The sequence below is a fragment of the Achromobacter sp. Bel genome (genome assembly GCF_012928505.1).
Classification (GTDB): domain Bacteria; phylum Pseudomonadota; class Gammaproteobacteria; order Burkholderiales; family Burkholderiaceae_B; genus Achromobacter.
Genome location: NZ_JABBJN010000059.1, coordinates 18,307 through 36,576 on the forward strand (window position 1 = coordinate 18,307; position 18,270 = coordinate 36,576).

General features: G+C 66.7%; 13 protein-coding genes. 7 read left to right on the plus strand and 6 right to left on the minus strand.

Annotation, left to right across the window (positions count from 1 at the left end; translation table 11 throughout):
* Positions 1-21: 21 nt before the first annotated feature.
* Both HG262_RS26000 and HG262_RS26005 read right to left on the minus strand, forming a co-directional pair.
* Positions 22-888 (minus strand): transporter substrate-binding domain-containing protein, encoded by an 867-nt coding sequence (locus HG262_RS26000; RefSeq protein WP_169273759.1) that lies wholly within the window; start codon positions 886-888, stop codon positions 22-24.
* A 97-nt stretch (positions 889-985) separates the two neighbouring features.
* Positions 986-1,714, minus strand: a complete 729-nt coding sequence (locus tag HG262_RS26005) for a FadR/GntR family transcriptional regulator (protein ID WP_169273760.1) — start codon at positions 1,712-1,714, stop codon at positions 986-988.
* Between the two features lie 192 nt (positions 1,715-1,906).
* Here HG262_RS26005 and iaaH point away from each other — a divergent pair, with 192 nt between their 5' ends.
* Complete coding sequence (gene iaaH, locus HG262_RS26010) at positions 1,907-3,400, plus strand: indoleacetamide hydrolase (RefSeq protein WP_248293503.1); 1,494 nt, start codon at positions 1,907-1,909, stop codon at positions 3,398-3,400.
* A gap of 76 nt (positions 3,401-3,476) precedes the next feature.
* Here iaaH and metH read toward each other — a convergent pair whose 3' ends face one another.
* Positions 3,477-7,250 carry a methionine synthase gene (gene metH, locus HG262_RS26015; RefSeq protein WP_169273761.1) on the minus strand — a complete coding sequence of 1,258 codons (3,774 nt, stop codon included), beginning with the start codon at positions 7,248-7,250 and terminating at the stop codon, positions 3,477-3,479.
* A 454-nt stretch (positions 7,251-7,704) separates the two neighbouring features.
* Here metH and HG262_RS26020 point away from each other — a divergent pair, with 454 nt between their 5' ends.
* The 6 genes from HG262_RS26020 to HG262_RS26045 all read left to right on the plus strand — a co-directional run bounded on the left by HG262_RS26020 (position 7,705) and on the right by HG262_RS26045 (position 14,841).
* Positions 7,705-9,750: a TonB-dependent receptor gene (locus tag HG262_RS26020; RefSeq protein ID WP_169273762.1), complete on the plus strand. Its 2,046-nt coding sequence runs from the start codon at positions 7,705-7,707 to the stop codon at positions 9,748-9,750.
* Positions 9,751-9,802: 52 nt separating this feature from the next.
* Positions 9,803-10,741 (plus strand): cobalamin-binding protein, encoded by a 939-nt coding sequence (locus HG262_RS26025; protein WP_169273763.1) that lies wholly within the window; start codon positions 9,803-9,805, stop codon positions 10,739-10,741.
* A 154-nt stretch (positions 10,742-10,895) separates the two neighbouring features.
* The gene (locus HG262_RS26030) at positions 10,896-11,705 is read left to right on the plus strand and encodes a thiazole synthase (protein WP_169273764.1); all 810 of its coding nucleotides are present in this window, start codon (positions 10,896-10,898) and stop codon (positions 11,703-11,705) included.
* Positions 11,702-12,544: a bifunctional hydroxymethylpyrimidine kinase/phosphomethylpyrimidine kinase gene (gene thiD, locus HG262_RS26035; RefSeq protein ID WP_169273765.1), complete on the plus strand. Its 843-nt coding sequence runs from the start codon at positions 11,702-11,704 to the stop codon at positions 12,542-12,544. Before HG262_RS26030 ends, thiD begins: the two co-directional genes overlap by 4 nt.
* A 205-nt stretch (positions 12,545-12,749) precedes the next feature.
* Positions 12,750-13,430 carry a protein-L-isoaspartate O-methyltransferase gene (locus tag HG262_RS26040; protein WP_169273766.1) on the plus strand — a complete coding sequence of 227 codons (681 nt, stop codon included), beginning with the start codon at positions 12,750-12,752 and terminating at the stop codon, positions 13,428-13,430.
* Between the two features lie 79 nt (positions 13,431-13,509).
* The gene (locus tag HG262_RS26045) at positions 13,510-14,841 is read left to right on the plus strand and encodes a TolC family outer membrane protein (RefSeq protein ID WP_169273767.1); all 1,332 of its coding nucleotides are present in this window, start codon (positions 13,510-13,512) and stop codon (positions 14,839-14,841) included.
* Between the two features lie 67 nt (positions 14,842-14,908).
* On the opposite strand, the gene HG262_RS26050 is transcribed toward HG262_RS26045, so the two are convergent.
* The 3 genes from HG262_RS26050 to ubiB form a co-directional block, all read right to left on the minus strand.
* Positions 14,909-15,397, minus strand: coding sequence for an adenylyltransferase/cytidyltransferase family protein (locus tag HG262_RS26050; RefSeq protein WP_169273768.1), 489 nt, complete (start codon positions 15,395-15,397; stop codon positions 14,909-14,911).
* 98 nt (positions 15,398-15,495) lie between these two features.
* Positions 15,496-16,374 carry a ferritin-like domain-containing protein gene (locus HG262_RS26055; RefSeq protein WP_169273769.1) on the minus strand — a complete coding sequence of 293 codons (879 nt, stop codon included), beginning with the start codon at positions 16,372-16,374 and terminating at the stop codon, positions 15,496-15,498.
* Positions 16,375-16,555: 181 nt separating this feature from the next.
* Positions 16,556-18,109 (minus strand): ubiquinone biosynthesis regulatory protein kinase UbiB, encoded by a 1,554-nt coding sequence (gene ubiB / locus HG262_RS26060; protein ID WP_169273770.1) that lies wholly within the window; start codon positions 18,107-18,109, stop codon positions 16,556-16,558.
* Positions 18,110-18,270 lie beyond the last annotated feature (161 nt).

An 18,270-nucleotide genomic window follows, 5' to 3' on the forward strand; every position in this document is an offset into this window, starting at 1 on the left:
AAAGGGGAATGGCCGGACGGCCTACTGGGTCTGTTCGATGATGCGCATTTCGTCAGCGTCCAATGCGGGTTTCATCGTTGCCGCCACCTGCCGCAACCAGGCCAGGTAGCCGGGTTGGTTCTTGTCGATGGCCAGGCCAACGGGCGAGGCCTTTTCCGTGCTTTGCTGGCAATTGGCGTCAGAGGGAAACACCACCAGGCCGCGCACCTTGTGGGCAAGGCCCACCCACGGCACGCGGTTGATCGGCGCCGCGTCGGCGCGCTTGGCCATGATCTCTTCGATAGGCGCGGTGGCGCCGGAGTTGGCGACAGCGCGCAGCCGCGCCTTGGGGAAGCGTTCCTTCACCCAGGCCTCTTCGGCGCCGCCCGTGAAGTACGCGATCGTGATGTCGGGCTGGTTCAGGTCTTCCACCGTCTTGACCCGGGCCAGCTTGTCGTTGCCGGCGCGGCCGAACATGCAGACGCTGGTGGCCGAATACAGCACGAAATCCACCACTTTCAGGCGCTCGGGCGTCTCGGCCAGGGGGCTGATGGTCATGTCCACTTGATTGGCGGCCAGCACGGGCACTTTGGTCTCGTGCGATACGGGCACCGCCGTCAACGTAACGCCAAGCTGCCTGGCGTATTCCTTGGCCAGCAGCCAGGCGGGGCCGCTCCACGCTTCGCCACTTTTTCCGGACAGATCCTGGATCAACCAGGGCGCGTTCTGCAATACGCCCACGCGCAGCTCGCCCGCCTTGCGGATGGCGTCGATGCGCGGGCTCTGCCCCGGCGCCGGGACGCCGGCCGCCGGAACGCCGCTTTCGGCGGACACCGGCAACGACGTCGCCAGCACCGCAGCCGCCGCCCACCGGGCCAACACGCGGCTCCCCTTGTTCTGTTGCTGCATTGCTTGTCTCCTGAACTTGAAAAGCCCGGGTCCGGGGCGCGGTTATCTTCCGCGCTCTGCCAGGGGGCTGCCTGCCTGTCCGCCTTGCGCTACGGGGTCAACGCCACCCCTGCGCGAATTCGCCGATCACGCGCTCCAGGTGGGCGCGCATCGCCTGCCGCGCCGCCTGCGCGTCGCCCGCCACCAGCGCGCTGAAAATGCGCTGATGGTCTTCCTGCGACGCCTGGCGCAGGTCCTGCGTATGGAAATGCTGTTCGATCTTTTCCCAGATCGGCCCCTGGGCCTGGTCCCACATCGACGTCACCGTGGCCAGCAGCACACTGTTGCCCGTGGACTGCGCGATATACAGGTGGAAACGGCGGTCGGCCTCTTCATTGGCCGCTTTGTCCATCATCTGCTCGCGCATCGTCGTCAGCGCTTCGAAGATGCGGTCCAGGTCCGCGTCATTGCGGGTGGTGGCGGCAAGCGCGGCGATTTCGGATTCAATCAGGCACCGCGCCCGCAGCAGCTCGAACGGCCCCGCTCCGGCTTCCTGGGCGGCCGGCAAGCGGGCGATGCCGGGCTTGGGTTCACAGACGTAAATGCCCGACCCGCCGCGCACTTCCACGACCCCCTGCAGCTCCAGCGCAATGATGGCTTCGCGCAGCGCGGTGCGGCTGACGTCGAAACGCTCGGCCAGCGCGCGTTCGGCCGGCAAGCGCTTGCCGACGGCGAACTCGCCTTGCGCGACCAGGGCCTGGATCTGTGCGGCCAGCCGCACATAGGCGCGGTCCGCCGCCGGCTTGCTGGCCGGCTCTTCGGGTTTGGGGATCAGTTGAAGTGTCATGGATCTTAAAAGTGGTTAGACCAAATGATAAGTGGTTTACCAATTTCCACCATAATGGTTTACCACTATCGAAGTGGTAAACCATCGTTGCGCAAGGTGGGGCCAAGGCGGCGGCCGGGCTCGACAGCGGCGGCAGGAACCCTGTATAGATGGCGGTCCGACAGCATCCATCCATACAGGTGAGAAAGCGCCATGCCAGAGACGTCTCAACAGACATTGTCCGCCAAGCCCCTGCCGCGCCCCGCCGGCGACGACGCCCTGACGGCCCTGACCGTCACCGAAGCCGCCGCCCGAATCCGCGACGGCCGCCTCACCAGCGTGGCGCTGACCCAAGCCTGCCTGGACCGCATCGACGCCCATGGCGTGCTCAACGCCTTCATCACCGTAGACCGTGACGGCGCGCTGGCGCAGGCCCATGCCTACGACGCCGGGCAGCGCCCAAGCGGTCAGGCCGCCGCGCCGCTGGGCGGCGTGCCTATCGCCATCAAGGACAACATCCACGTGGCTGGCCTGCCCAACACCGCCGGCACCCCGGCCTTGAAGCACTTCCGCCCCGCCGAGGACGCGCCCGTGGTGCAGCGCCTGCGCGCCGCCGGCGCCGTGATCGTGGGCAAGACCCACATGCACGAGCTGGCCTTCGGCGTCTCGGGCTACAACACCGCCTTTCCCGGCGCGCATGGCGAGGGCACCCGCAACGCCTATGACAGCACCCGCATCGCCGGCGGCTCGTCTTCAGGCAGTGGCGCGGCCGTGGGCGCGCGCCTGGCGCCCGCCGCCCTGGGCACCGACACCGGCGCCTCCGTGCGCCTGCCCGCTGCGGTCAACGGCGCCGCGGGCTTTCGGCCTTCGGTCGGCCGATATGACGGCGCGGGCATCACACCCATCTCGCACACCCGCGATACGCCCGGGCCCATCGCCAACAGCATGCAAGACATCGTGCTGCTGGACGCCGTACTGGCAGGCGATACGCAAGCGCTGGCGTCCCTGCCGCCCTCGGGCGTGCGCCTGGGACTGGCCCGCTATTTCTGGGCGGACCTGGAACCGTCCGTGCACAGCGTCATGGATGCCGCGCTGGCCAGGCTGCGCCAGGCCGGCGTGCAACTGGTGGACCTCGACATGCCCGACCTGCCGGCCGCCAACGCCGCGGTCGGCATGCCGCTGTGCCTGTATGAGCAAAAACCCGACCTGACGGCGTACCTGCAGCGCTACGACGCAGGCGTGAGCTTCGACGACGTGGTGGCACAGATATCCAGCCCCGACGTTAAAGCCATTTTCGACGGGCTGATCGTGCCCGGCGTGCTGCCCACCCCCGATGGCCAGGTCCTGGCGCTGCAACCGCTGTACGAACGCGTCATCGCCGTCCAGCGCGACGAACTGATCGAGGTATACCGCCGCGCCTTCCGGGAACACGGCCTGGACGGCCTGCTGTTTCCGACGCTGCCGATCCTGCCGATGGCCGCCACGCCCGAGGCCAGCAGTTTCGAGAGCTTCAGCCGCCTGGCCCGCAACGTCGACCCCGGCAGCAACGCGGGCCTGCCCGGGCTGAGCGTGCCGGCGGGCTTGTCGCCGGAAGGCTTGCCAGTGGGCCTGGAAATCGACGGACTGCCGGGCGAAGACCGCAAGGTGCTGGCGATCGGCGTGATGATCGAAGGCGTGCTGGGGCGCATCGCGCCGCCTGCGCGCTAAGCCCGCCCGCCTCTGGCGGCGGCGCGAAAAAAAACCGGCCGCCTGGCCGGTTTTCATGCTGCGCAAGACGGGCGCATCACCCCAGGTTCGGGGCCAGCGTCCGCTTCAGGTCTTCGATGGTCCGTCCGCTGCGCTTGGCGTAGTCTTCCAGCTGGTCCTCGCCGATCACGCCCACGTTGAAGTACTGCGACTCCGGGTGGCTGAAGTAGAAGCCCGACACGCTGGAGGCCGGGTACATGGCGTAGCTGTCGGTCAGCATCATGCCGATGTCGCCGCCGTCCAGCACGCGGAACATATCGGACTTCACCACGTGTTCCGGGCAGGCCGGATAGCCGGGCGCGGGGCGGATGCCCACGTATTTCTCGGCGATCATGTCTTCATTGGACAGGGCCTCATCGGGCGCATAGCCCCACAGGTCCTGGCGCACGCGGGCATGCAGGCATTCCGCGAAGCCTTCGGCCAGGCGGTCGGCCAGCGACTTCAACATGATGCTGGAATAGTCGTCCAGCGCGCGCTCGAATTCGGCTTCCTTCTTCTCGATGCCGATGCCCGCCGTGACGGCGAACATGCCGATATAGTCCAGCTTGCCGGACGACTTGGGCGCGATGAAGTCGGCCAGCGACTTGTTGCTCACGCCTTCGCGCTTGGCGCCCTGCTGGCGCAGGTTGCGGTACGTGAACAGCACTTCGCTGCGCGTCTCGTCCTTGTAGATCTCGATGTCTTCGTCGTTGACGCGGTTGGCCGGGTAAAAGCCGACCACGCCGTTGGCGGTCAGCCAGCGGCCTTCGACGATGCGCTTCATCATGGCCAGGCCATCGGCGTAGACCTTGCGCGCCTGTTCACCCACCACCTTGTCGTCCAGGATCGCGGGGAACGGGCCGAACAGGCTCCAGGTCTGGAAGAACGGGCCCCAGTCCACGTACTTCACGATCTCGGCCAGGTCATAGCTCTTGAACGTGCGGCGGCCGATGAACTTCGGGCGCGGCGGCGTGTAGTTGTCCCAGTCGATCGCCGGGCGCGAAGCGCGCGCATCCGCCAGCGGCAGGATTGGCGTGGCCTTGCGGTTGGCGTGGCGGCGGCGCACTTCCTCGTATTCCTGGGCCAGTTCGGCCAGATACGTTTCCGACTGGTCCGACATCAGGTTGGTCGCAACGCCCACCGAGCGGCTGGCATCCGGCACGTAGATGACCGGGCCTTCATAATTGGGTGCGATCTTGACGGCCGTGTGCACGCGGCTGGTGGTGGCCCCGCCGATCATCAGCGGCAGCTTGCGGCTGCGGAAATAGTCGTCGCGCTGCATCTCGCTGGCCACATACGCCATTTCTTCCAGGCTGGGCGTGATCAGGCCGGACAGGCCGACGATGTCGGCGTTTTCTTCCTTGGCCTTTTCCAGGATCTGCGCGCAGGGCACCATCACGCCCATATTCACGACTTCGAAGTTATTGCACTGCAGGACGACCGACACGATGTTCTTGCCGATGTCGTGCACGTCGCCCTTGACCGTGGCGATGACGATCTTGCCCTTGGCGCGCACATCCCCGCCGGCGGCCGCGATCTGGCGCTTTTCCTCTTCGATGAAGGGGATCAGGTGGGCCACGGCCTGCTTCATGACGCGGGCGGATTTCACCACTTGCGGCAGGAACATCTTGCCCTCGCCGAACAGGTCGCCGACGACGTTCATGCCGTCCATCAGCGGGCCTTCGATCACCTCGATCGGGCGGCCGCCGCGGTCAAAAATCTTTTGGCGCACTTCTTCCGTGTCTTCCACGATGAAGGTGGTAATGCCGTGCACCAGCGCATGCGACAGGCGCTTTTCCACGTCGGCGTTGCGCCAGGTCAGGTCTTCTTCACGCTTGGCGCCCGAACCCTTGACCGTGTCGGCGAACTGCACCAGGCGTTCGGTCGGCGTACGCTCGTCGTCGGGCTCGGTCTTGCCCACCGGCTCCGGCCGGTCCAGCACCACGTCTTCGACCAGGTCGCGCAGCTTGGGATCCAGGTCCGCGTACACGCCCAACTGGCCGGCATTGACGATGCCCATCGTCATGCCTTCCTTGACCGCGTAGTACAGGAACACGGTGTGGATGGCCTCGCGCATCGGCTCGTTGCCGCGGAACGAGAAGCTGACGTTGGACACGCCGCCCGAGATGCGGGCGTAGGGCAGGTTGTCGCGGATCCAGCGGGTGCCTTCGATGAAGTCGACCGCGTAGTGGTTGTGCTCGTCGATGCCGGTGGCGACCGCGAAGACGTTCGGATCGAAAATGATGTCTTCCGGCGGGAAGCCCTCTTCCTCGACCAGGATCTTGTAGGCGCGGCCGCAGATTTCCTTGCGGCGCGCCAGCGTGTCGGCCTGGCCCAGTTCGTCGAACGCCATCACGACCACGGCGGCGCCGTAGCGGCGGCACAGGCGCGCATGATGGCGGAACGGCTCAATCCCTTCCTTCATCGAAATGGAGTTCACCACCGGCTTGCCCTGCACGCACTTCAGGCCGGTCTCGATGACTTCCCACTTCGAGCTGTCGATCATGACCGGCACGCGGGCGATGTCAGGCTCGGACGCAATCAGGTTCAGGAAACGGTGCATGCAGGCCACCGAATCCAGCATGGCCTCGTCCATGTTGATGTCGATGATCTGCGCGCCGTTCTCGACCTGCTGGCGGGCCACGGCCAGCGCCTCGTCGTACTTTTCCTCGCGGATCAGGCGGGCGAACATCTTGCTGCCCGTCACGTTGGTGCGTTCGCCCACGTTGACGTACAGCGTGTCTTCATCGATGTTCAGCGGCTCCAGGCCCGACAGGCGGGTCTTGACCGGGATGTCCGGCACGACGCGCGGCGTCAGCGCGGCGACCTTGTCCGCGATGGCGCGGATGTGGTCGGGCGTGGTGCCGCAACAGCCACCCGACATGTTCACCAGCCCGGCGCGGGCGAATTCCTCAAGCAGCGCCGACGTATCGGCAGGCGTTTCGTCGAAGCCCGTCTCGGCCATCGGATTGGGCAGACCCGCGTTGGGGTACACGCAGACATAGGTGTCGCAGATCTTGGAGAGCTCGGCCACGTAGGGGCGCATCAGCGCCGCGCCCAGTGCACAGTTCAGGCCGATGGTGACCGGCCGCGCGTGGCGCACCGAATTCCAGAAGGCTTCCACGGTCTGGCCGGACAGGATGCGGCCGGACGCGTCGGTCACGGTGCCGGAAATCATCACGGGCAGGCGGATGCCGCGCGCCTCGAACACTTCTTCGGTGGCGAAGATGGCGGCCTTGGCGTTCAGGGTGTCGAAGATGGTTTCGATCAGGACGATGTCGATGCCGCCGTCCAACAGGCCGTTCAACTGTTCGATGTAGGCCACGCGCAATTCGTCGAAAGTGACATTGCGCGCGCCCGGGTCGTTCACGTCGGGCGAGATCGATGCGGTCTTGGGCTGCGGGCCCAGGGCACCGGCCACGAAGCGGGGCTTGTCCGGCGTGCTGAATGCGTCACAGGCCTCGCGGGCCAGCTTCGCGGACGCCAGGTTCAGTTCGTAGGCCAGTTCCGGCAGATCGTAGTCGCCCTGCGCGATCGTCGTGGCGCCGAAGGTGTTGGTCTCGATGACGTCGGCGCCGGCTTCCAGGTACTGACGGTGGATTTCCGAAATCACGTCGGGCCGCACCAGCGACAACAGTTCGTTGTTGCCCTTGACGTCCTTGCCATGGTCGGCGAAACGCTGGCCGCGGAAGTCCGCCTCGCCCAGCTTGTAGCGCTGGATCATGGTGCCCATGGCGCCGTCCAGGATCAGGATGCGCTTGCCCAGCAGGCGGGCGAATTCGCCACCTTGGGTATAGGCTTCGGGCGGGTACGGCAGGCGGGGATACGACACGGGCAGGTCCGGCTATAGGTTGGCTTCAGTGGCGCAGATGTGGCTAAAACGCCAAAACCACTGGAAAAACAAGCCCTGATCGTAACAAAACGGGCCTCCTCGCGCCCTCCGGTGATACAGTTTCGGCCCCGAACCGGTGCTTTCGGCGCATCGGGCTTGCAAGAACGCAACACTTGCCAGCCGCGCGCGAAAGGTAAACGGGAAACAGGAAGACGGCCGCCCGGGCCGCCGCGCCGCCCACAAGGCGGTCCAGCGCGCCCCCGCCATCCAGCCTGTGCTGCCCCCGCAACGGTCCCCATGCGCGCTTTTTTGCGCCCATGGCAGCCCGATACCGGCCAGTTCGCTCGTCAGGAAGTCCACGCATCGCCGCCAGGCCCATCGGCCCGTTGCGGCGCGGGCATCCTCCCCATCGTGATTGACCTGCGGGGTCGCGGGTCGCATCGAGGTTACGTAGATGAAAGCCCGCTCCATCCGGCGTTACGCCGGCGCCCTGCTCTGCTCCGCCCCGGCCATCGCCGCCGCCCAGCAAACCGCCTCCGCCACCCCCGAACTCGACCCGGTCACCGTCACCGCCCAGCGCGTGCCGACGGACGGTCGCACGCTGCCGGTGTCCATTTCGGTGATCACCGCCGAAGACATCGCCGCCAGCAGCGCCCGCACCATGCAGGACCTGCTGTCGACCCAGGCCGGCATCCACCTGATCAACACCAGCAGCTCCAGCGACAACGCCATCGTCGACCTGCGCGGCTTTGGCCTCACCGGCGCCAGCAATACGCTGATCATGATCGACGGCGTCAAGCAGAACACCAACGACCTGTCGGCGCCGGGCCTGGGCGTGGTGCCGCTGGACCAGGTGGAACGCGTGGAGATCGTGCGCGGCAGCGGCTCGGTGCAATACGGCGGCGGCACGACCGGCGGCGTGATCAACATCATCACCAAGTCGGACTTTTCCAAGGAACCGGTCACCGCCCGCGCCACCGCCACCTTCGGCAGCTACGGCCTGCGCCAGTACGACGCCGCCGTGGCGATGAACAACGAGAAGGTGGGCGTCGATGCCTATATGCAATCGCTGCACACCGACGGCTACCGCGACCACAGCGGCGAGCGCCGTGAAGGCGGCGGCGGCGGCATCACCCTGCGCCACGACAATGGCTCGATCCGCCTGTACGGCCGCACCACCACGCAAAAGCTGGAACTGCCCGGCCCGCGCCTGATCAGCCCGTCGACCGGCGTGAACGAATTCCAGGACGACCCGCGCGGCGCGAAGAACGATGTGGACTTCGTCAAGACCACCTCGACCACGTTCGGCCTGCAAGTGGAACAGGCCATTGGCGCAGGCACGCTGTACGCCGATCTGTCCACCCGCGAGAAAAAACTGAATGGCCTGACCTATGACGGCTTTGGCGACATCCTGCGCGACCAGAAGCTGGAAGAGAGCGTCGCCAGCGTGCGCTATCGCCTGCCGATCGACGGCGGCCACAGTCTCGTCTTCGGCGCCGACGCGCAAGAATCCAAGACCACGGCCGACCAGAACGCCTACTACGACTTCGAACCCTCGAAGTGGCAGTCGCGCCAGCACCAGTACGGTCTCTTCGCCGAAGGCCAGATCCGCGCCACCGACACCACCTACGTGACGGCCGGCGTGCGCCGCCAGTACGCCTCCGACGACCTGGACGTACTGAGCGGTTCGGGCACCGCATCCGACCGCAGCAACCACCTGACGGCCTGGCAGCTGGGCGTGCGCCAGGATTTGCCCGCCGGCTTCGGCGTGTACGGCAAGGTCGGCCGCAGCTTCCGCCTGCCCAACGCCGACGAACTGCTGTCGGTCCAGAATCCGCTGGCCCCGCAGACGTCCACCGACAAGGAAATCGGCGTAACGTGGCAAGGCGCGTCGAGCAGCGCGCGCCTGTCGTACTTCCGCTATGACCTGACCAACGAGATCCAGTACAACCCGCTGGCCGACGGCATGTGGGGCCCGGGCACCGGCGCCAACACCAACCTGGACCCGACCCGCCGCCAAGGCATCGAACTGGAAGGCCGCACCGCCATTTCCAGCAGCGTGACGCTGGATGCGAACCTGACCTGGATGGAAGCGCAATTCCGCTCCGGCACCTACGCGGGCGTGGACCTGGCCGGCAAGACCGTGCCGCTGGCCCCGAAGTGGCTGGCCAACGCCGGCGTGACCTGGCGCCCCACCGACGCCTTCCTGTGGAACGTGTCGGCGCAATATGTCGGCAAGTCGCGCATGGACAACGACCAGGCCAACCAGTTCGACAAGGAGCTGGACGCCTACGTGCTGTTCAACACCAAGCTGGCCTACCAGTTCACGCGCAACATCGAAGGCGCCATCGGCGTGAACAACCTCTTCGACCGCCAGTACGCCACCTACGGCATCCGCGGCGGCGATGCGTCGTTCCAGATGCTGGGCCCCGTCGCCAACTACAACCTGTACCCGGCGCCGGGCCGCAATTTCTATGCGTCGCTCACGCTGCGCTACTGATTGTGGACATCCGATATAGTCGGCGTACTCCGCTGACCGTATCGGCCCCCGCATGACCCTTGCACGCGCCTTTCCACGCATCGCTCCGGGGCTGTTCCTGGCCCTGGGCGCGATGTTGGCCCCTCCCCCGACCGCCGCCGCCGACCGCGTCGACGGCCTGGCAGACGCCCAGTCCGGCCCCCCCCTCCAGGTGCCGGACGACAAGGGCCGCACGGTCGTGTTGGCCGCGCCCGCACGCCGCGCCGTCACGCTGGCGCCCCACGCCACCGAACTCGTCTACGCCGCCGGCGCGGGCGACCGCCTCATCGCCACCGTCCGCGGCAGCGACTTCCCCCCCGCCGCCCGGCAATTGCCCGTCATCGGCGACGGCACGCAGCCCGACGCCGAGCGCGTGGTGGCGGTGCGTCCCGACCTCCTGATCGCCTGGCAGCCCGCCGCGGCCGAACCGCTGGCCCGGGTCATGGACAAGCTGGGCGTGCCCGTCTTCTATAGCGATCCGCTGACGCTTGCCGCCATCCCCGACGCCGTCGAACGCATGGGCGCGCTGTTCGGCACCCAGGCGCAGGCGCGGCCCGCCGCCGAACAATTGCGCGCCCGCCTGGCCGCCCTGACGGCGCGCTACGCCGGCCGCCGCCCCGTGCGCGTCTTCGTGCAGGCCGGCCTGGACCCCATCTACACCCTGAACGACAGCAGCATCGTCAGCGACGCGCTGCGCGTCTGCGGCGGTGTGAACGTGTTCGGACAAGCGCCCGTCGTCGCCCCCCAGGTCACGCTGGAAAGCGTGCTGGCCGCCCGCCCCGAAGCCGTGCTGGCCGGGGTCGGACGCCCCGAGGACACCCCCAGGAACCTGGCCGCCTGGCAGGCGCTGGGGCTGCCCGCCGCCCGCGCGGGGCACGTCTACGGCATCGACGCCGACGCCCTGTACCGCCCGGGCCCTCGCCTGATCGACGCCGCCGAAGCCATCTGCGCCGACCTGGACCGCTTGCGCTGACCCGCCCGCCATTGGGCACGATCTGCAAATAGTGGAACGGGGCATTTCATTGAACACGCCTGCCGCGCGGCGGCGTGCTTTATCATTCGCTTAACAAAAATCAGTCAGCCTCCCGCGGGCTCCGCTCTCGCGCCCCCGCCCTTTGAACACCGCCATGACCACACAAGACACCCTCACCATCGCCGGACGCGCCTATTCATCGCGCCTGCTCGTCGGCACCGGCAAGTACAAGGACTTCGAAGAGACCCGCGCGGCGCTGGACGCCAGCGGCACCGAGATCGTCACGGTCGCCATCCGCCGCACCAACATCGGCCAGAACGCCGGTGAACCGAACCTGCTGGACTATGTCCCGCCGTCCAAATTCACGCTGTTGCCCAACACCGCCGGCTGCTACAGCGCCGACGACGCGGTCCGCACCCTGCGCCTGGCGCGCGAACTGCTGGACGGCCACGATCTGGTCAAGCTGGAAGTGCTGGGCGACCCGCACACCCTGTTCCCCAACATGCCCGAAACGCTCAAGGCCACCAAGACGCTGGTCGACGAGGGCTTCAAGGTCATGGTCTATTGCACCGACGATCCCATCCAGTGCCGCATGCTGGAAGACATGGGCGCCGTGGCCGTCATGCCGTTGGCCTCCTTGATCGGCTCGGGCATGGGCATCCTGAACCCGTGGAACCTGCGCCTGATCATCGACCAGGCCCGCGTGCCGGTCGTGGTCGATGCCGGCGTGGGCACCGCGTCCGACGCCGCCATCGCCATGGAACTGGGCTGCGACGCCGTCCTGATGAACACCGCCATCGCCGCTGCGCGCGACCCGATCCTGATGGCCAGCGCCATGAAGAAGGGCGTCGAGGCCGGCCGCGAAGCCTTCCTGGCCGGCCGCATGCCCAAAAAGCTGTACAGCGGCGCGCCCAGCTCACCCACCGAAGGCCTGATCACCGCTGCCCCCGGTTCGGCGAAATGAGCTCCCGCCCGCAGGACGGCAACGCCCGTCCCATTCCGCACGCGCTGACCATCGCCGGCGTCGACCCGTCCGGCGGGGCCGGCACACTGGCCGACATCAAGGCCATGAGCGCGCTGGGCGCCTATGGCTGCGCCGTCATCGCCGCGCTGACCGCCCAGAACACCCAGGGCGTCACCGGCATTTCTCCCGTGCCGCCCGCCTTCGTGGGCCTGCAGATCGACACGCTGTTCAGCGACGTGCGCATCGACGCCGTCAAGATCGGCATGCTGGGCCAGCGCCCGGTGATCGAGGTCGTGGCCGAGAAGCTGGCCAAGTGGGCGCCGGCGCACGTGGTGCTGGATCCCGTCATGGTGGCCAAGAGCGGCGACCTGCTGCTGGAAAAGGAAGCCGTGGGCGCCATGCGCGAAGCCATGCTGCCCCAGGCTACCCTGCTGACACCCAACCTGCCCGAAGCCGGCGTGCTGCTGGAAGAACGGCCGGTGGAAACCGTCAAGGAAATGCGCCGCGTGGCTGAACGCCTACGCAACAAACTGGCGCATTCCGGCGAACGGTGGGTACTGGTCAAGGGCGGCCACCTGCCCGGCAACGAGACCATCGACCTGCTGCACGACGGCGACCGGATGATCGAACTGCCCGGCTACCGCATCGAGACCGCCAATACCCATGGCACCGGCTGCACGCTGTCCGCCGCACTGGCCGCGTTGCTGCCGCAAACCGGGGACGTGCCCGAAGCCGCCCGCCGCGCCAAGGCCTACCTGACCGAAGCCATCCGCCACGCTGAACGGCTGTCGGTGGGCTCCGGCCACGGCCCGGTGCATCACTTCCACGCCTGGTGGTGACCGCCGGGTAGCGGCTCCGTCCTCGCGGCGTCCAGCGGCGCTCCCCGGGGCGCCGCCGCCATTTCGAGGAGCCCCGGCGGGTCCCGGCCGGCCGGGATTCCGGCCGAAACGCCCGACTGAAACATCTGCCGGCAGGGCGCGCCGTCACACGACGCTACGAATCGGTACAATGGCCGGCTGATTCCTCTGTTTTTTCCTGACCGTCATGAACGCTTCGACCCTGCCCGACGTAGAACAAGCCCGCTTCAATATGGTGGAACAGCAGATCCGCCCGTGGGACGTCCTGGACGCCAACGTGCTGCAAGCGCTGTTCGATGTGCGCCGCGAACAATTCGTTCCGCCGGCCCTGCGCGCCCTGGCGTTTTCCGACCTGGAACTGCCGTTGGAAATCAACGCGGTAAACACCCGCCAGACCATGCTCGCCCCCAAGGTCGAAGCCCGCCTGGCGCAAGAGCTGCAGCTGACCAAGTCCGACTGCGTGCTGGAAATCGGCACCGGCTCCGGCTACCAGGCCGCGCTGCTGGGCTATCTGGCCCAACAGGTCACCTCGGTTGAAATCGACAGCCGCCTGGTGACGTTCGCGCAGCAGAACCTGCAGATGAACAACGTCACCAACGTCAAGGTCGAAACCGGCGACGCCCGCAACGGCTGGGGCTCCACCGAATACGACGCGATCCTGGTGACGGGTTCCGTGCCGGTCGTGCCGGACGCGCTGAAGTACCAGTTGCGCGTGGGCGGCCGTCTGGTCGTGATCGTGGGCCAGGCCCCCGTCATGACGGCCTGTCGCATCACCCGCACCACCGCGGCCAGCTTCGAAACGGTGAACCTGTTCGAAACGGTCATCAAGCCGCTGCGCGGCGCCACGGTGTCCCAGTTCAAGTTCTAATCCCCCACCTTGCCGCCTGGCGCCTGCCCCCTGGCGGGGTGCGCGCCTGTCAGGACGGCCCGGCGTATCGTTGAAAATCATGCGCGTCCGATTGCTTACGGCTTTACTGGTTTTTACCTCTGCCGCAAGCGTCGGCCCGTCGTTCGCATTTGCGCAAAACCTGATCCAGGTCTGGCAATCCGCCCTGGGCAATGACCCCGCCTACGCCGCCGCGCGCGCCAATTACCGCGCCGGCCTGGAAAAAGAACCGCAAGCCCGCTCGCTGCTGCTGCCCCTGATTTCCGCCGAAGCCGGCGGCGCTTACCAGGAAACGCGCAGCACCCGCGGCCTGGGTGTGTCGTACAGCGGCGGGCGCGGCGTCTGGGACCTGGCGCTGACCCAGCCCCTGTTCGACTGGGGCCGCTGGCAGAACTACGAACAATCCAAGCTGATCGTCGCCGACGTTGAAGTGCAGCTTCAGCAGGCCTATCAAGATCTGCTGCTGCGCGTGGCCGACGCCTACTTCAACGTGCTGTATGCGCAAGACACGCTGACGGCCACCGAGGCCGAAAAAGCGGCCGTGGCGGGGCAGCTGGAGTCCGCCAAGCGCAACTTCGAACTGGGCAACGCCACGGTCACCGACACCTACGAAGCACAGGCGCGCTACGACCTGGTGGTGGCGCAGGAACTGCGCCTGCAGAACGACCTGGACGTGCGCCGCGATGAACTGGCCAAGATCATCGGCACACAGCCCGGCGCCCTGGCCGAACTGCCCTACGGCGTGCAACTGCCGTCCCCGCAGCCCGCCCGCGTAAACGACTGGAGCACGCAGGCCGAGGCCTCCAGCCTGGAAGTGCTGCGCGCGCAGCTGTTGACCCGCATTGCCGGCCGCGAGATCCAGATCGCCAAGAGCGGCCACTACCCCACCCTGAACCTGCGCGCCACCAGCGGCAGCGCCAGCGACGCCATCATGCGCAACGCGGCGCCCGGCAAACCGATCGACAACACGATCGGCGTGGTCCTGTCCATTCCCCTGTACGCCGGCGGCGGCGTGTCGTCGCAAGTCACCGAGAAAGTGCAGCTGGAGCAAAAGGCCCGCCACGACTTCGAAACCACGCGCCGCCAGGCTGTCCAGGCCGCACGCCAGTACTACACCGGCGTGACCAGCGGCCTGGCCCGTATCCAGGCCCTGGAAGCGGGCGAGAAGTCCAGCCGCGCCGCCGTGGAGGCCAACCGCACGGGTTACGAAGTGGGCGTGCGCATCAACCTGGACGTGCTCAACGCCCAGCAGCAGCTCTATGCCACCCAGCGCGACCTGGCGCTGGCGCGCTACAGCACCGTGCTCTCGGGCTTGCGCCTGAAAGCCGTCAGCGGCATCCTGGCCGAAACCGATCTGGAAGCCATCAACCGGCTGCTGCGGGACGCCCGCTGATCACGCCGCGTGCGCATGAACAAAAAAGCGGCCTGCGAGGCCGCTTTTCTTATTCCCGCACGCCGGATCAGGCGCCCTGGATCTTCTTCACCAACGCCGTGGTCGAACGTTCGAATTCGAAGGGGATCGCCACCGCGCGGCCGCCCCACGTCTTGACGAGCGCGGTTTCGGGCAGCTTTTCCATGTCGTAGTCGCCGCCTTTGACGATCAGGTCGGGCTTGAGCTCGCCGATCAGCGCCTCGGGCGTGTCTTCAGGGAAGGACGTGACGACGGTCACGAAGCCCAGCGCGGCCAGCAGCGCGGCGCGGTCTTCCATGCGATTCAGCGGGCGCTCGGACCCTTTGCCCAGGCGGCGCACCGATTCGTCGGTGTTCACCGCCACCACCAGCGTCGCACCCAGTTGGGCGGCCTGGTCAAGATAGGTCGCGTGCCCGCGGTGCAGGATGTCGAAGACGCCGTTGGTGAACACCAGCGGCCGCGGCAGGCGGCCAGCGGCGACAGCGGCGACGCATTCGTCGCGGGACAGGACTTTGGATTCAAAACGGGCGGCGGGCATGCGGAGATTATATCCGCCTGCCTGCCGCCCACCTGCCGTCCATTTACCGCGGGGAAGCGGCGGTGGAACCGCGCCAGGCCCCGGGCGACGCCTGCCGATCAGGCGCCGGCGAGGACGATCTTCTTTTCCTTGGGCACCACCAGCGCGGTCATTTCCTTGCGGTAGCGGTTCAGGTCCTTCACCGTTTCGAAGCTGCGGTCCATCAGCTTGGACAGGATGTGCAGGATGCGGCTGGCGACCTTCTGTTCCCAGATGCCGTCAAAGCGGATCTGCGTATCCAGCCAGTGCTCCAGCCAACCGGGCTCCGGCAGGCGGGACTGCACCGTGTCGTTGGGGAACAGGTCCTTGTTCACGTGCAGGTTGGTCGGGTGCAGCGCCTGCTGGGTGCGGCCGGCGGACGCCATCAGCACGCCGATCTTCGAAAACGCCAGGCGGGCCTGTTCGCTCGTGTCCTGGCCGCGGTCATGCAGCGCGCGGCGCATGTACTGCAGGTAGGCGCCGGCGTGGCGGGCTTCGTCTTGCGCAACGGTCTTGTAGATGGCCTTGATGACGGGCTCCGTGTGCCATTCGGCGGCGCGGCGGTACCAGTGGTTCAGGCGGATTTCGCCGCAGAAGTGCAGCATCAGGGTTTCAAGCTCGGGCGCGGCGTCGAATTCGAAACGCACGTTGTGCAGCTCTTCTTCGGTCGGCACCAGGTCCGGGCGGAAACGGCGCAGGTATTCGATCAGCACCAGCGAATGCTTCTGTTCTTCAAAGAACCACACCGACATGAACGCGCAGAAATCGCTGTCGCCGCGATTGTCGCGCAGGAACATTTCCGTGGCCGGCAGGGCCGCCCATTCGGTAATGGCGTTCATCTTGATCGTGTGGGCTTGCTCGTCAGAGAGCTTGCTGCGATCGAAATCCCCCCAGGGGATGTCGTGGGCCATGTTCCAGCGCACGGCTTCCATGGTCTTGAAGAGTTCAGGATAAAGCATGGTCTGCCCTTGTATTCGTCCCGCTAGTGGGGCGATAGAAATTAATGAATGGCGCGCGCGTCTCTTTCGGCGTGACGCTGCATTCATCCACCGCAGCGCTATTTTTCGCCGTCTCCCGCGAAGCTATGATGACCGTTTCATGAATGAAACATGACAGAGTGCATCTAGATCATCGCGCCGCCTATCGGGTCAAGGCCCATATTGCGACCCCGATCGCAAGGGCCAACACCCCAACCAGCGCTGCAACCAGCCGGTTGTTTTGTTCCTGGGCGCGCCGCAGGTGAATCATCTCGGCCAGTAGCGCGGGCGAGACGTTCGGGCGGCTCAGGTGGTCATGGACCAGCCTGGGCAAGGCGGGCAGCATCTGGGACCACTGCACAGCTTCCTTCTCCAGGCTTTGACGCAGCCCCTTGAATCCGACGCGCTGACGCATCCAGCGTTCCAGATAGGGCTTGGCGGTCTTCCAGAGATCCAGGTTGGGATCGAGCTGGCGGCCCAATCCCTCGACGTTGAGCAACGTCTTCTGCAGCAACACCAGCTGCGGCTGGATCTCCACATTGAACCGGCGCGACGTCTGGAACAGGCGGAGCAGCACTTGCCCCAGCGAGATCTCGGACAACGGCCGGTCAAAGTACGGTTCGCAGACGGCGCGCACGGCGCCCTCCAGCTCTTCTTCGCGCGTATCCGCGGGCACCCAGCCCGACTCGATGTGCAGTTGCGCCACGCGCCGGTAATCGCGGTGGAAGAAGGCCAGGAAATTCTGCGCCAGGTAGTTCTTGTCGAATTCGGACAGCGACCCGACGATGCCGAAATCCAGCGCGATGTAGCTGCCCAGCGTGTCGGGGCGGTCCGACACGTAGATGTTGCCCGGGTGCATGTCGGCGTGGAAGAAGCCGTCGGTGAAGACCTGCGTGAAGAAGATCTCGACGCCGGTGCGCGCCAGCGTCGGGATGTCGATGCCGGCCGCGCGCATGCGCTCCACCTGGCCCACGGGCATGCCGTACATGCGCTGCATGGTGAATACCGTGGACGCGGTGTACTCCCAGATGACCTCGGGCACGATCAGCATGTCGCCGCGGCCCGATTCGGGGCCGAAATTGCGGCGCAGCTGGCTGCAGTTGGAGGCCTCTCGCACCAGGTCCAGCTCGTCGTGCAGGTACTTGTCGAACTCAGCCACGACTTCACGCGGCTTCAGGCGACGGCCGTCGGCGCCCAGGCGTTCGATGATGCGCGCCACGATCTTCAGCAGCGACAGGTCTTTTTCGATGATGCTCAGCATGCCCGGGCGCAGCACTTTCACCGCCACCTCGCGGCCGTCGTGCAGCACCGCGAAGTGCACCTGGGCGATCGAGGCCGACGCCACCGGGTCCACATCGAACTGCGCGAAGAGCTTATCGGGCGGCGCGCCCAGCGCCGCTTCAATGCAGGCGGCGGCCTGGGCCGACGGGAACGGCGGTACGCGGTCTTGCAGCAGGGCCAGTTCGTCGGCGATGTCGGCGGGGATCAGGTCGCGGCGGGTGGACAGCACCTGCCCGAACTTCACGAAAATAGGGCCCAGCGATTCCAGGGCCAGGCGCAGGCGCTGCCCGCGCGGCTGGCGCGGCCGGGTGCCCAGGCGGATGACGCGCAGCAGGCAAGTCGCCAGCGGATGGTTCAGGCTGGAGAGCACCAGCTCGTCCAGGCCATAGCGCAACGAAACCAGGATGATGCGGAACAGGCGCAGCAAGGGGAACATGGATCAGGCGCCCCGCTTTGCACTGGCGGAAGCCAGACGGGTTTGCAGCGCCGTGGCCGAGCGCGCCAGCGCATCGGCGCGGGCGTTCAGGTCGGCCAGGTCCAGGCGCCACTGCTCAAGCGCCGGACGGCCCGCCAGCACGCCGCTTTCTTCCGCCAGGT

Bases quoted from the DNA above. Each gene is read 5' to 3' on its own strand.
- HG262_RS26000 (WP_169273759.1), bottom strand. From the start codon at position 888: ATGCAGCAACAGAACAAGGGGAGCCGCGTGTTGGCCCGGTGGGCGGCG.
- HG262_RS26040 (WP_169273766.1), top strand. From the start codon at position 12,750: ATGAACGCTTCGACCCTGCCCGACGTAGAACAAGCCCGCTTCAATATG.
- HG262_RS26050 (WP_169273768.1), bottom strand. From the start codon at position 15,397: ATGCCCGCCGCCCGTTTTGAATCCAAAGTCCTGTCCCGCGACGAATGC.
- HG262_RS26055 (WP_169273769.1), bottom strand. From the start codon at position 16,374: ATGCTTTATCCTGAACTCTTCAAGACCATGGAAGCCGTGCGCTGGAAC.
- HG262_RS26025 (WP_169273763.1), top strand. From the start codon at position 9,803: ATGACCCTTGCACGCGCCTTTCCACGCATCGCTCCGGGGCTGTTCCTG.
- thiD (WP_169273765.1), top strand. From the start codon at position 11,702: ATGAGCTCCCGCCCGCAGGACGGCAACGCCCGTCCCATTCCGCACGCG.
- HG262_RS26020 (WP_169273762.1), top strand. From the start codon at position 7,705: ATGAAAGCCCGCTCCATCCGGCGTTACGCCGGCGCCCTGCTCTGCTCC.
- iaaH (WP_248293503.1), top strand. From the start codon at position 1,907: ATGCCAGAGACGTCTCAACAGACATTGTCCGCCAAGCCCCTGCCGCGC.
- ubiB (WP_169273770.1), bottom strand. From the start codon at position 18,109: ATGTTCCCCTTGCTGCGCCTGTTCCGCATCATCCTGGTTTCGTTGCGC.
- HG262_RS26045 (WP_169273767.1), top strand. From the start codon at position 13,510: ATGCGCGTCCGATTGCTTACGGCTTTACTGGTTTTTACCTCTGCCGCA.
- HG262_RS26005 (WP_169273760.1), bottom strand. From the start codon at position 1,714: ATGACACTTCAACTGATCCCCAAACCCGAAGAGCCGGCCAGCAAGCCG.
- HG262_RS26030 (WP_169273764.1), top strand. From the start codon at position 10,896: ATGACCACACAAGACACCCTCACCATCGCCGGACGCGCCTATTCATCG.